Origin of the sequence: Pseudonocardia autotrophica (assembly GCF_003945385.1) — a bacterium.
In the GTDB taxonomy this organism is placed as follows: domain Bacteria; phylum Actinomycetota; class Actinomycetes; order Mycobacteriales; family Pseudonocardiaceae; genus Pseudonocardia; species Pseudonocardia autotrophica.
Genome location: NZ_AP018920.1, coordinates 2,950,759 through 2,962,785, shown reverse-complemented (window position 1 = coordinate 2,962,785; position 12,027 = coordinate 2,950,759). Strand labels below are relative to the sequence as shown.

The following is a 12,027-nucleotide window of genomic DNA, read 5'->3' as shown; positions in this document are numbered from 1 at the left end:
ACGCGGGGCTGCCTCAGCCGATCGCCCCCCGCTCACCGCGCTGGGCGGCCCGCCGGACCCGGCGGGCGCTCGTCAGGGTGCGGCGGACCTGGCGGACCGGGCCGATCTGGGTCGCCCGGTGCAGCCGGTAGTGCAACTTGCTCATGTCACCGCGCCGGTCCAGCAGCGCCCAGGAGAACTCGACCGGGTCCTCGCCCCGTTCCAGCCGCTCCCCGGCCCGCTCGAACCACTGCATGTTGCGGCGGGCCATGTCCTGGACCGGGCAGAGCTGGGCGCGGCGCCGCGCGTCGTAGGCGGACAGAGCGGCGATCCGGTCCTCGACGGCCGTCCGGCCACCGGACGTCCCGTACAGCCGGTCGGCCAGCGCCACCCCGTCCTGGACGGCGAGCACGGTGCCGGAGCCGATCCCGAAGTGCGTGGTGTGCGCGGCGTCGCCGGCCAGCACCAGGTCGCCGTCGCGCCAGGTGCGGTTGCGGACCTCACGGAACCGCAGCCATGGCAGCACGTCGGCCGCACCGGGCCCGGTCGCGGGGGCGAGCAGCCGGTGCCCGCCGAGCGCGTCGGAGAAGATCGACTCGAGCAGGCTCAGCCCCTCGGCGGTCGTCGCGGTGTCCAGCCCGAGACCGGCCCAGGTGTCCGGCGCACACTCGACGATGCAGGTGCTGGCGCCGTCGGCCGAGGGGTAGGCGTAGAACCAGATCCAGCCGGCGTCGGTGCGCTCGAACGCGAAGGTGAACACGTCGACGCTGCGGTCGGTGCCGAGCCAGACGTAGCGGTTCTCGCCCGGCTCGAGCGTCGTGCCGAAGTGCTCGGCGCGGGCGGTGCGCAGCCGGCTGCCGACCCCGTCGGACGCGACGACGATGTCGGCGTCGATCTCGTCCCGGCTCCCGATGTTGCTGCCGAACCGCAGATCGACGCCGAGCTGCTCGGCCCGATCGGTCAGCACCTGCAGCATCGTGACGCGGGCCATCGAGTAGCCGTACTTGCCGCCGAGGTGCACCGGCTTGAGATCACCGATGCGCACCATCTGATCGCTCCACAGCCGTGACGCCCGGCGCAGCGCGGGCGCCCCGGCCGGATCGGTGCGGAAGAAGTCGTCGAGGAGATCCTCGCCGAAGGTCACGCCGAAGCCGTGCGTCCAGCCGCGCTCGTTGCGCTCGTGGACGACCACCTCGTCGCGGCCGCCGGAACGCAGCCGGGCGAGAATCGCCAGGTAGAGGCCGGTGGGTCCACCCCCGACGCACGCTATACGCAACCGAAGCCCCCTCGGTTCAGGTATTCACCCCAATGGACTGGCACCGTAGCGCAACGTTCGCGAGTCCCGATCAGGGTGTGCGGCCCTCGGTGCCCCACCCGGACCGTCGACGGCGGCGGGTCGTCGTTAGCGTGTGCATCGTGTTCGCTGCGAGCGCCGCCGGCGGCGGCACCGGACGGTCCCTCACCCGCTGTGCAGGCGTCCGGTGAGCGTCGGCGGCATGCTCGCCGGCCGGGTCCGGTCGGTGCGGCGGGAGATGAGCAACCCGCTCTACCGCAACGCCTACGCACTGATGCTGAACACGGTCGTCAACTCCGGGTTCGGCCTGCTGTACTGGATCTTCGCGGCGCGCACCTACACCCCCGACGACGTCGGGCGCGGCTCGGCGCTGGTCAACCTGATGATGCTCATCTCGGTGCTGACCACGCTCAACTTCGGGCAGGCGCTGATCCGGTTCCTGCCGACCGCGGGGAACGACTCGGCGCGACTGGTGCGGCTGGCCTATGCGGTGTCGGCCGGGCTCGGCACCGTCGCCTCGGCCGGGGTGATGATCTATCTGAACCTGGTCCACTCACCCGGCGACCCGCTGTGGGTCTCACCCGGCTTCGCGCTCTGGTTCGTGATCTCGACGGCCGCGTGGTCGATCTTCAACCTGCAGGACCAGGTGTTCACCGGCCTGCGCTCGGCGATGTGGGTCGCGCTGGAGAACGGCGTGTACGGCGTCGTCAAGCTGATGCTGCTGGTCGCGGTGTCCTTCACCTCGGTGTCGGACGGGGTGTTCACGTCCTGGTCGGCGCCGGTGCTCGCGCTGCTGGTGCCGTTCACACTGCTGATCGCACGCCGGCTGGTCCCTCGGCACGCGGCGGAGTCGGCCGCCGAGCCCGGTGCCGGGGCGCCCGCGACATCGACCCTGCGCCGCTACATGGCGGGCGACTACGTCGGCCAGGTGTTCAACCAGGCGACGTCGTCGTTCCTGCCGGTGCTGATCCTCCAGCTGCTCGGCCCGGAGCAGAGCGCCTACCTGCTGCCCGCCCAGACCGTGTTCATCGCGATGAACATGCTGTCGGTGGCGATCACGTCGTCGCTGGTCGTCGAGGGGGCTCGGGATCCGGCGCGGGCGCACCTGCTGGCCCGTGCGATCCTGCGCCGGATCGCGGTCATCGTGCTGCCGGCGGCGGTCCTGGTGGCGTTGGCCGCACCATTGCTGCTGCTGCTCTACGGCCGGGCGTACTCCGAGAACGGCTCGCTGCTGCTGCAGCTGCTGATGATCTCGATGATCCCGCGGGTCGTGGTCACGCTCTGGATGACCCGCTCCCGGCTGGCGAACCGGACCGGGCCGCTGGCCGTGCAGCAGCTCGTGCACGCGGTCGTCGTGCTGGGCGGGACGGTGCTGTTCTCGCCGTCGCTGGGGCTGGCCGCGGTCGGCTGGTCGTGGCTGGCCGCGGAGCTGCTGCTGGCGGTGTTCCTCGCGCCGATCGTCGTCCGCTGGCTGCGCGGCACCCATCCGGTACCGGACCGCCCGTCGGTTCCGGCCGATCCGGGCGCCGGCGAGGTCACCGAGGTGATCGGGCGCGTCGAGGACAGCACCGGCCCGGCAGGACCGGCTGATGACGGCACCGACCCGACCCGGCGGATCCCGCGCATCCGCGACTGACCGGTCAGTCGCGGTCGATGAACCGCTCGGGGATCGGGGTGCCGTTGCGCCACAGGGTGCCCAGCGCCCGGTCGAACTCCCTGGGCCGCAGCCGGACCAGGCCACCGCCCGGGTTGTGCGTGATCTCGCCGAAGTAGACGTGCCCGTCGACGTCGTACAGGTCGACCCTGGCGAAGGTGAAGTCCTTCCCCAGCGACCGGGCGATCTCGAGCATCCGCTCGTAGCCCGCCGGCTTCTCCGGCAGCGCCTGCGCCTGGGAGAACCGCCCGGAGATCCGGAACGGCACCCAGTCCGGGTGCATCATCGTGGAGGTGTGCGCGACGAACCGGTCCTGGTCGACCACGACCATGGCGGGCTCGCCGTGGAAGACGAAGAACTTGTAGTCGTTCGGCGCCGCGGTCCCGTCGCCGATCATCTCCTCGACCACCACGCGCGGGGTCAGGCCCTCGTAGGGCCGCTCCCGCCAGCCGTGCCGGAAGAAGTCGGTGCGCAGCCAGCGCGCGACCGTCGACCGGATCCTGGCGTGGTCGGCGGCGGCCGGGTGCGGGACCAGGATCGTCATGTCGCAGCCGTGCGTCCCCTTGACCACGTAGGGCCGCTGCGGGCTCTCCAGGTCGAGGTCCTCGGCCCGCTCCACCACCTGGATCAGCGGGATCAGGTGCTCGGCCCCGACCCGGTCCGCGACGTGCGTGCGCACCCGGTACTTGTCCGCGGTGACGTGCACCAGTTCGGTCTGTTCGCCGAGATTCTTCTTCGCCAGCAACTGTGCGTAGGTCTTCGGCTTCCGGAACGTCGTGATCTCACCCTGGAACAAAGCGTGGTGCATGATCGCGAATGCGCGGTGCGGCAGGAATCGGAGCCGCCGGGACAGCATCACCCGAGCGTCGAACGACATTCTCCGGAGGGTAGAGGAGCCCCCCTCGCCACCCGTCCCCGGGCACGTCGTGCAGGCAGGTGTGACACCGGGACGCCGCCGGACGAGGACTCCTTCGAATCCGGAGCCGTTGCGGTTCGCGGACAATGATCACACTGTCGGAGCAGTGCCCTTGTGGTGCAGGGTCAGGGATAACCCCTCCGGACGAATGACGGTGGGTGCGTGATCCGCCGCGCACACCCGGAAGGAGCCTTGATAACGTGCCGATCGTGCGGAACAACAACGTTCTGGTGACCGTGATCACCCCGGCCTACAACGTCGGTCCGTGGATCGCCGAGGCCATCGACTCCGTCCTCGCACAGACCGAGTCACGCTTCGAGTACCTCATCGTGGACGACGGGTCGACCGACGACACGGCGGACGTCGTGCGTGCGCGGGCCGCCCTCGATCCCCGGATCCGGCTGATCCAGGTCGAGAACGGCGGCTCCGGCGCCGCCCGCAACCGGGCGCTCGCCGACAGCGCCGCCCCGTTCGTCGCGTTCCTCGACGGCGACGACCGCTGGCACCCGCAGTTCCTGCGGCACATGCTGGAGACCATGCACACCGCCCCGCCCGGGGTGGGCATGGCCTACTGCCACAGCCGCGTGATGCTCGAGAGCGGGCAGGTGGTCGCGCTGCGCTGGCAGCCGGCCGGCCGGATCGACGTCGACAAGCAGCTCGTCGAGAACAACCCGCCGCACAACGGCAGCTCGCTGATGGTCCGGCGGGCCTGTTTCGACCAGGTCGGCGGGTTCGACTCGTCGCTGCCCTCCGCCGTCGACTTCGAGATGTGGCTGCGGATCGCGACCGGCTCGAACTACCCGCTGATGTGGGGCACCCGCCGGTACCTGCTCGACATGCGGCTGATGCGCACCGGCTCGATCAGCTCGAACCGGCAGCGGCGCTTCGAGTGCCTGGACAAGGTGATCTCCGACTACGCCCCCGGCATGCGTCGGATGCACCCCGGGATGGCCTACGTGCGGCCCGCCGTGTTCGCCTATCGGGACGGGCTGGACGATTTCGGCGACCGCTGGTCGCTGCTCGCCCGCGAGGCAGGCACCGCAGCGCTGGCCCGCGACCCGTGGGGCCGGTCGCTGCTGGCCTGGAACGGCGCCGGGCGGGATCGTCGCGCCCAGCTGCGCAACCTGCGCGACGGCGCCCGCAAGAGCGCCTACCGCGGGATGTCCGGGGCGCTGCGGACCGCGGGGAAGCTCAGCTCGCTGCGGGGCTGATCACCCGGCCGGTGCCGTCAGGCATGCTCGCCGGGTGGTGGAACGAACGACGGCGCAACGGCCCGGCCGGATCGAACGACGTGCCCGCGCCGGGGTCGGGCTGGTGTTCCTCACCAACGGCCTGGTCTACGCGAACCTGCTCCCCCGGTTCCCGCAGATCAAGGACGATCTCGGGCTGAGCAACGCCCAGCTGGGCCTGGCCGTGGCGGCGATGCCGTTCGGCGCCCTGCTCGCCGGGCTGACCGCGGGCGCGCTGATCGCGCGGTACCGGTCGTCGCGGGTGGCGTCGTTCGGGATGGCCGCGATCGCCGCCGGTGTGGTGCTGGTCGGGTTCGCCCCGGGCTGGGGCCTGTTCGCGGCGGCGATGTTCCTGGTCGGGGCGGCGGACGCGGTCGTCGACGTCGCCCAGAACGCGCACGGCCTGCGGGTACAGCGCCGCTACGGCCGGTCGATCCTGAACTCGTTCCACGCGCTGTGGTCGGTCGGCGCGGTCGCCGGCGGACTGATGGGGTCGGCGGCGGCCGGGATCGCGCTGTTGCTCCCGCTGCACCTGGGATTGTCGTCGGTGTTGTCGGTGCTGATCGCGGTCGCGGTGTACCCGCTGCTCCTGCGCGGGCCGGAGGACGCCGAGCGCGCCGCCGCTCCGGCCCCGGCCACGGACTCCGCGGACACCGCCACGGACTCCGCCGGCTCGGCTACGAACACGGCCACAGCCACCGCCACGGGTGCCGCCTCGAACGCGGCCGCGAAGACCGGCACAGCCGCGGACCGGCTGTCGCCGACCGGCAGCCGCCCCTGGGCCGGGCTCGGGTTCCGGACGGTCCTGCTCCTGCTGGCGTTCGGGCTGGTCGCGAACTCCGGGACGATCGTCGAGGACGCCGGCGCCACCTGGGCCGCCGTGTACCTGCAGGGCCTGGGTGCCGGTGCGGCCGTCGCCGGGCTCGGGTTCGTGGCCCTGCAGGGCTGCCAGTTCGTCGGCAGGCTGATCGGCGACCGGATGGTCGACCGGTTCGGCCAGCGGGCGGTGACCAGGGCCGGGGGTGGCCTGGTGCTCGCCGGGATGGGGACCGCGCTCGCGTTCCCGACGGTGCCGGGCACCGTCGCCGGGTTCGGGATCGCCGGCTTCGGGGTGGCGACCCTGGTCCCGGCAGCGATGACCGCCGCCGACCGGATCCCGGGCCTCGCACCGGGGACCGGGCTGACCGTGGTGACCTGGCTGATGCGGGTCGGTTTCCTCCTGTCCCCGCCGGTGATCGGGGTGATCGCGGACGCCGCCGGGCTGCGGACCGGCCTGCTGATCGTCCCGCTGGCCGGGCTGGTCGTGCTGTTCCTCGCCGCGATCCTCCCGGGCCGCCGGGTCCCGGCCGGCTGATCCGGCCCGGCTGTTCCGCGGGCCAACGCTGCGTCTCGACATGCACCGATCGGTCGTTTAGCGTCGGCCGCCATGTCGTCATCCGTCCCGTCGGCGTCGCCGGGAGGAACCGTGGCACCCACGCTCCGGTCGTCCCGCAAGGTCGCCACCGCCAGCCTCATCGGCACCACCATCGAGTGGTACGACTTCTTCATCTTCGGCACCGCCGCGGCACTGGTGTTCGGCCAGGTGTTCTTCCCATCGGTGGATCCGCTGGCCGGCACGCTGGCCTCGTTCGGCGCGTTCGCCGTCGGGTTCATCGCCCGCCCGATCGGCGGAGCGGTCTTCGCCCACTTCGGCGACAAGATCGGCCGCAAACCGATGCTCGTCTACTCGCTGCTGCTGATGGGAGCCGCGACCGTCGGCATGGGGCTGCTACCCGGCTACGACACGATCGGCATCTGGGCCCCGGTCCTGCTGGTCACGCTGCGGTTCCTGCAGGGCTTCGGGGTCGGTGGCGAATGGGGCGGGGCGGCGCTGATGGCCGTCGAGCACGCACCGGCGCACCGACGCGGGTTCTACGGCAGCTGGCCGCAGGTCGGCGTCCCGCTCGGTCTGGTCATGGGCACCGCAACCTTCGCGGTGCTGTCCGCGCTGCTCACCGATGAGCAGTTCCTGTCCTGGGGCTGGCGGGTGCCGTTCCTGGCCAGCATCGCGCTGATCGGCGTCGGCATGTGGATCCGGCTCGGGGTGCACGAGTCACCTGTGTTCCAGCGGTCGATGGACGAGAAGACCGCGAACCGGATGCCCGTGTTCGAGGCGCTCCGCACCTACCCGAAGGAGATCGCGCTGGCCGCGGGCTCCTTCCTGGCAACCAACTCGACGTTCTACGTGGGCTCGGTGTGGCTGGTCACCTACGCGACCCAGGAGCTCGCCTACGACCGCACGACGATCCTGACCGCGAACGCCTTCCTGTCGCTGTCCGACATCCCGATGATCCTCGCCTTCGGCCTGCTCTCCGACCGGCTCGGCCGCCGGCCGCTGTTCCTGGCCGGGATGGGTCTGCTCGCGGTGTTCGCGGTGCCCTACTTCTGGCTGGTCTCGACCAGCAACGTCTGGCTGTTCATCCTGGGCGGTCTCGTCGTGCAGGCCTGCCGGTCCGCGGTCTACGGGCCGCAGTCGGCGTTCTTCGCCGAGCAGTTCTCCACCCGGATGCGGTACTCCGGGGCGTCGCTGGCCTATCAGATCGCGTCGATCCTCGGCGGCATCGCGCCGCTGCTGTGCACCGCGCTGGTCGCCTGGACCGGGTCGCTCTACGCGGTCGCCGGATACGTCGCGTTCATCGCGCTCGTCTCGATGGGCTGCTCCTACCTGATGACCGAGACGCTGCGCTCCGGGCTCCGGGAGCACGACGACGTGGCACCGGCCGCCAGGACCTGACCGCGCTCAACCACCGCCGGTGGGGCCGCCCAGATGGGTGGGCTCCCCGGCGGTGGTGCCCGCGCGCCCCCGGCGCCGGGACAGCACCAGATCGGTGACGCCGAGCGCCAGCGCGACCGCGACCAGGCCGACGGTGACCACCAGGCCGTGCGAGATCGCGGACGCCCAGTCCCCGGTGGCGGTCAGCCTGCCGAAGAACACCGCGGCCACCACCGACAGCCCGACGGCCGTCCCGATCCGCTGACCGGTCTGCAGCACCCCGGCGGCGGTGCCGCCGGAGGCCGGCGGGATCTCCGACAGCGCGATCGTCTGGTTCGGGGCGACGACCAGCCCGCCGCCGGCCCCGGCGACCAGCAGCGTGCCCGCGACCACCCACCCGGTCAGCGGCCCGCCCGCGGTGAGCGCGAGTGCGATGTCGGTGGCGAGCAGCCCGGCCAGTACGACGGCGAGCCCGGTGACGACCACCGCCTGCCCGTACCGGGCGACCAGCCGTCCACCCACCGTGGAGGTCACCGCCGAGCTCAGCGCGAACGGCGTCAGCACCAGCCCGGTCTGCAGCGGGGTGTAGCCCAGTCCGTCCTGCAGGTAGAGGGTGAGCACGAAGAAGATCGAGGTGAATCCGGCGAAGTAGGCCATGCCGAGCGTCGCGCCGACCGCGTAACTGCGGATCCGCAGCAGCCCGAAGTCGACCAGCGGATGACCGTGCCGGCGCGCCGCCACCCGCTCCCAGCCGACGAACCCGGCCAGCGCGACCGCCGAGACTCCCAGCAGCCACCACGGCGCTGCCGCCGGATCCCGCTCGGCGAGCACCAGCGGCAGCATCAGGCAGACCACCGCCGTGCCCAGCAACAGCACCCCCGGCAGGTCCAACGGCCGGCGCCGGGAGGGGCCCGGCCGATCCCGGGGCAGCACCCTGGCCGCGAACAGCAGCGCCGCCAGCCCGATCGGGATGTTGACGAAGAACACCCAGCGCCAGCCGTCCGCGTCGCCCGCCCAGGCCAGCAGCAGGCCGCCGAGCAGCGGGCCGACCGCCGTGGAGATCGCGACGACGGTGCCGAACAGGCCGAACGCGGTGCCCCGCTCCGGCCCGCGGAACAGGTCCTGGATGAACCCGACGACCTGCGGGGAGATCAGGCCGGCCGCGGCGCCCTGCAGCAGCCGGACCACGACCAGCACCTCGGCGGTCGGAGCCAGCCCGGCGGCCGCGCTGGTCAGGGTGAACAGGGCCAGCCCGATCAGGAACATCCGGCGCCGCCCGCGGTCGTCGCCGAGCCGGCCCGCCGCGACCAGGACCAACCCGAAGGTCAGCGCGTAGCCCGACACCACCCAGGACACCTGGGCGGCCGAGGCGTCCAGCCCGGCCTGCACCGACGGCAGGGCGACGTTGACGATGCTGACGTCGAGCAGGCTCATGAAGCCCGCCACCAGGCAGACGGACAGCGCCCACCAGCGCCGCGGATCGGGATCGTTCACCCCACCATTCGTGGGTGCCGGAGTGCTCGGCGCAACCCGGACCCCGGGTTCCGCGGACAGGGTCACACCGTGTCCACTGGGACGATGACGACGTCGCTGCGCATCGCGCTGATCCCGGGCGACGGGATCGGCAAGGAGGTTCTTCCGCCCGCCACCGCCGTGCTGGACGCCGTCGGGCGCAGGCACGGCCTGACGTTCGGCTACGACGAGTTCGACTGGTCGTGCGAGCGCTACGCGCACACCGGCGCGATGATGCCCGACGACGGCCTGGACCGGATCCGGCAGCACGACGCGATCCTGCTCGGCGCCGTCGGCTGGCCGGGGGTGCCCGATCACGTGTCGCTGTGGGGGTTGCTCATCCCGATCCGCCGCGAGTTCTCCCAGTACGTGAACCTGCGCCCGATCACGGTGTTCGACGGCGTGCGCTCGCCGCTGTCCGCGGCACGTCCCGGGGACACCGAGGGCGGCGTCGACCTGGTGATCGTCCGGGAGAACTCGGAGGGCGAGTACTCCGAGATGGGTGGCCGGTTCGGCCGCGGCACCGACGGCGAGTTCGCGGTGCAGGAGGCGGTGTTCACCCGGCGCGGGGTCGGCCGGATCGCGGACTTCGCGTTCGACCTGGCGTCGCGGCGGCGGAACCGGCTGGTGTCGGCGACGAAGTCGAACGGGATCGTGCACACCATGCCGTTCTGGGACGAGGTGGTCACCGAACGGGCCGCCGCGTTCGCGGGCGTGCAGTGGCGCTCCGAGCACATCGACGCCCTCGCCGCGAAGCTGGTACTGGACCCGTCGTCGTTCGACGTGGTGCTGGCGTCCAACCTGTTCGGTGACGTGCTGTCCGACCTGGCCGCGGCCGTCGCCGGGTCGATCGGGATCGCGCCGTCGGGGAACCTCGACCCGACGGGTACGCACCCGTCGATGTTCGAGCCGGTGCACGGCTCCGCCCCGGACATCGCGGGCCGCGGGATCGCCAACCCGCTCGGCGCGATCTGGTCGGCGGGCCTGCTGCTGGAGCACCTCGGCTACCCGGAGGCGGGCGCCGAGGTGCTGGCCGCGATCCGCTCCGCGCTGCTGGAGGTGCGCACCGGTGACCTGGGGGGCACCGCAGGCACCGACGAGATGACCGCCGCCGTGCTGAAGCGGATCGACGCGTGAGGGGCGCCGAGGCGCTCGTCGGGTCGCTGGTCGAGGCCGGTGTCGAGGTCTGCTTCATGAACCCGGGCACCTCGGAGATGCACTTCGTGCAGGCGCTGGACGCGGTGCCGCGGATGCGCGGCGTGCTGGCCCTGTTCGAGGGCGTCGCCACCGGGGCGGCCGACGGGTACGCCCGGGTCGCCGGGAAACCCGCCGGGGTGCTGCTGCATCTCGGGCCGGGGCTGGGCAACGGCCTGGCGAACCTGCACAACGCGCGCCGGGCCGGCACCCCGCTGCTGTGCGTGGTGGGCGCGCACGCCACCGATCACGTGCGGCACGACGCGCCGCTGGAGTCCGACATCACCGCCGTCGCCCGGACCGTGTCGGGCTGGGTGCACACCTCCGGTGACCCGCGGGACGTGGCCGCCGACGCAATGCGGGCGCTCGCCGCCGCCTCCGAGCGGGGCGGGCAGATCGCGACGCTGGTCCTGCCGGCGGACGTGTCCTGGTCCGAGGGTGCGGCGATCGCTCCCCCGCTGCCCGCGGCGGTCCCGTACCCGCCCGATCCCGGGCGGGTGGCCGCGGCGGCGGCCGCGGTCGCCGAGCCGGGGGCGGTGCTGCTGCTCGGCGGGCCCGCCCTCAGCGAGCGTGCGATGGACGCGGCCGGCCGGATCGCCGCCGCGACCGGCACCCGGTTGCTGGTCGAGACGTTCCCGCGCTGCTGGGACACCGGCGCCGGACGGCCCCGGGTGGACAAGCTCGGCTACTTCGCCGAGCAGGCGCTGGCCCAGCTCGACGGTGCGTCGTCGCTGGTGCTCGCCGGTGCCCGCGCGCCGGTGTCGTTCTTCGGGTATCCGGGTGTGCCCGGTGATCTGGTGCCGGACGGCTGCCCGGTGGTCGGGCTCGCCGACACCGCGTCGGACGCCTGCGCCGCGCTGGAGGAGCTGGCCGCGGCGGTGGCGCCGGGCGCGGTCGCCGAGGTGGCGCCGCGGGAGGCGCCGGAACCGCCGCCGGGCCCGCTGGACGTCCGCTCGATGAGCGCGGCGATCGCCGCGGCACTACCGGACGGCGCGATCGTCGTCGACGAGTCGCTGACCGCGGGAGCGGCGCTCGCCCCGGCCCTGCAGACGGCGGCCCCGCACACCCAGCTGGCGCTGACCGGTGGGGCGATCGGCCAGGGGCTTCCGTCCGCGCTGGGGGCCGCGGTGGCGGCACCGGACCGGCCGGTGCTGGCGGTGCAGGCCGACGGCAGTGCGCTGTACACCTTCCAGGCGCTGTGGACGATGGCCCGGGAACAGCTGGACGTCACCGTCGTGCTGATCAACAACTCGGCGTACGCGATCCTGCGGGTCGAACTCGCGCGGACCGGAGCCGGCGAGGCCGCCCGGTCCGGGCGGGCGGGCCGGATGCTCGACCTGTCCGACCCGACCCCGGACTTCGTGTCGCTGGCGACCGGCCTCGGTGTCCCCGCCCGGCGGGTGGAGAGCACCGAGGCGCTGCTCGACGCCCTGCGGTGGGCCCGGGACGAGCCGGGCCCGCACCTGATCGAGGCGATCGTCCCCGCGGTCGGCTGAG

General features: G+C 72.8%; 9 protein-coding genes. 6 read left to right on the top strand and 3 right to left on the bottom strand.

The genetic code is table 11. The features are described from left to right. Nucleotides 1-13 precede the first annotated feature (13 nt). Nucleotides 14-1,255 carry an FAD-dependent monooxygenase gene (locus Pdca_RS14080; protein WP_232021565.1) on the bottom strand — a complete coding sequence of 414 codons (1,242 nt, stop codon included), beginning with the start codon at nt 1,253-1,255 and terminating at the stop codon, nt 14-16. A gap of 205 nt (nt 1,256-1,460) precedes the next feature. On the opposite strand from Pdca_RS14080, the gene Pdca_RS14075 reads away from it, so the two are divergent. Next, nucleotides 1,461-2,909 carry a lipopolysaccharide biosynthesis protein gene (locus Pdca_RS14075; protein WP_085915750.1) on the top strand — a complete coding sequence of 483 codons (1,449 nt, stop codon included), beginning with the start codon at nt 1,461-1,463 and terminating at the stop codon, nt 2,907-2,909. A 4-nt stretch (nt 2,910-2,913) separates the two neighbouring features. Here Pdca_RS14075 and Pdca_RS14070 read toward each other — a convergent pair whose 3' ends face one another. Further along, nucleotides 2,914-3,804, bottom strand: a complete 891-nt coding sequence (locus tag Pdca_RS14070; protein ID WP_085915749.1) for an ATP-grasp fold amidoligase family protein — start codon at nt 3,802-3,804, stop codon at nt 2,914-2,916. A 239-nt stretch (nt 3,805-4,043) separates the two neighbouring features. On the opposite strand from Pdca_RS14070, the gene Pdca_RS14065 reads away from it, so the two are divergent. The 3 genes from Pdca_RS14065 to Pdca_RS14055 all read left to right on the top strand — a co-directional run bounded on the left by Pdca_RS14065 (nt 4,044) and on the right by Pdca_RS14055 (nt 7,845). Then, on the top strand, nt 4,044-5,054 hold the full coding sequence (locus Pdca_RS14065) for a glycosyltransferase family 2 protein (RefSeq protein WP_158092306.1): 1,011 nt from the start codon (nt 4,044-4,046) through the stop codon (nt 5,052-5,054). Nucleotides 5,055-5,091: 37 nt separating this feature from the next. Then, nucleotides 5,092-6,426, top strand: a complete 1,335-nt coding sequence (locus tag Pdca_RS14060; RefSeq protein ID WP_373865502.1) for an MFS transporter — start codon at nt 5,092-5,094, stop codon at nt 6,424-6,426. A 111-nt stretch (nt 6,427-6,537) separates the two neighbouring features. Beyond that, nucleotides 6,538-7,845 carry an MFS transporter gene (locus Pdca_RS14055; protein ID WP_232021564.1) on the top strand — a complete coding sequence of 436 codons (1,308 nt, stop codon included), beginning with the start codon at nt 6,538-6,540 and terminating at the stop codon, nt 7,843-7,845. Nucleotides 7,846-7,851: 6 nt separating this feature from the next. Here Pdca_RS14055 and Pdca_RS14050 read toward each other — a convergent pair whose 3' ends face one another. After that, entirely contained in the window at nt 7,852-9,318 is a 1,467-nt protein-coding gene (locus Pdca_RS14050) for an MFS transporter (protein WP_232021563.1), read from the bottom strand. An 84-nt stretch (nt 9,319-9,402) separates the two neighbouring features. Here Pdca_RS14050 and Pdca_RS14045 point away from each other — a divergent pair, with 84 nt between their 5' ends. Continuing rightward, nucleotides 9,403-10,473: a tartrate dehydrogenase gene (locus tag Pdca_RS14045; protein ID WP_085915745.1), complete on the top strand. Its 1,071-nt coding sequence runs from the start codon at nt 9,403-9,405 to the stop codon at nt 10,471-10,473. Next, entirely contained in the window at nt 10,470-12,026 is a 1,557-nt protein-coding gene (locus Pdca_RS14040) for an acetolactate synthase large subunit (protein WP_085915744.1), read from the top strand. The genes Pdca_RS14045 and Pdca_RS14040 overlap by 4 nt, the downstream gene beginning before the upstream one ends. The last annotated feature ends 1 nt before the right edge of the window (nt 12,027 follow it).

Bases quoted from the DNA above. Each gene is read 5' to 3' on its own strand.
- Pdca_RS14045 (WP_085915745.1), top strand. From the start codon at position 9,403: ATGACGACGTCGCTGCGCATCGCGCTGATCCCGGGCGACGGGATCGGC.
- Pdca_RS14070 (WP_085915749.1), bottom strand. From the start codon at position 3,804: ATGTCGTTCGACGCTCGGGTGATGCTGTCCCGGCGGCTCCGATTCCTG.